Source organism: Merdimmobilis hominis, from assembly GCF_016901855.1.
Taxonomy (GTDB): Bacteria; Bacillota; Clostridia; order Oscillospirales; family Ruminococcaceae; genus Paludihabitans.
This window is the reverse complement of sequence record NZ_JACJKY010000053.1, coordinates 1-1,122: the sequence shown is the minus strand read 5'-3', so window position 1 is coordinate 1,122 and position 1,122 is coordinate 1. Positions and strand designations below refer to the sequence as shown.

Genomic DNA, 1,122 nt, shown 5'->3' with positions numbered 1-1,122 from the left:
TTTGCCACAATTCTTTTGAGCCGGTGATCGGCGGGACATACAACTGATAGCAGTATTGATCGTCAATCAAAACACTGCCGAACATCGTTGTGTCCAGATCAGATTGAATATAGTCGAGTACCTGTTCGTTTTTTCCGTCCCGGTCTGTGATCGACACAGAAGCGCTGTATAGCTTGGAATAATCTGTATGCGTGGATACGTTCATCATGACTAGTTCTTCGCCAAACGAACCAATATAAGTCTCATCTACGCGCGTTTCATCCGTGCTGTCAGGATACCCGCTGCTGCAGATTACTGTCGGATCGGCTTCTTTTGTGTCTGTTTGTTCTTCATTTTCCTCTTTGACTTTTTCGATTTTTAATAAGTAATTATTTTCATAACCTCGACCTTTTTCCAAAACATAAATATGATTTCCGTATATGGATTGGATGGAGTACTGCATATTTGCTTGGTTTTTAAAAAGCAGTTCGTTTTCTTCTTTATCCGTCAGCGAATATCTTCTTACACCGTCAAAATCATTTGCATAGTAATATCCGCGATGGATAAATCCGCTCAATCCCACACCAACTTTACGAATGGCATCTTTGGTGGTTCCGTCCAGAGAAATTTTATAAAGCACGTGCGTCTCAAGAGCATATTTTTCAGGATCTTTCGCATGTTTCTTATTTGAATAATCTTCCCTTATTTCGGCTTGTGAACGGGGATCGATTACGTACAGCGCATCTTGATACATCCAGATTCCCCATGACTGGGTGCGCGCTGTGCACTGTGCGTTATTGTGCTTGCAGTTCGGTTTGCTGCAAAACGGTACACAGTTGAGCGTTTGCTTGTCAATGATATAGATTGTTCCGGTCGGCGCTAAATAATAATAGCTGTCGTCTGAGGCACACATCCGAAATTCTCCTCCAATGCCAAATCCATTTTGCACATCATAATCCTTTTCGTATGTATCGGTCGTGGGGATGGGCGGGCTGCATGCGCTTAACAACACTGTGCTGATGCAGAGAATCAGGAAAAGGGAAATTGCTTTTTTCATAGAACTCGCCTCCTTGTCGTTTGGTAACGTGTTCGTTTTTACTGTGTCAAATGTAAAAGCTTCCGAAGCTCGGCGCCGTTTCCGAT

General features: G+C 43.0%; 1 protein-coding gene. It reads right to left on the bottom strand.

The genetic code is table 11. The annotated features are described in order from the left end of the window. Positions 1 to 1,036 (bottom strand): hypothetical protein (locus H6A12_RS12985; RefSeq protein WP_345941258.1); only part of this gene is annotated, 1,036 nt, incomplete at its 3' end. Positions 1,037 to 1,122 lie beyond the last annotated feature (86 nt).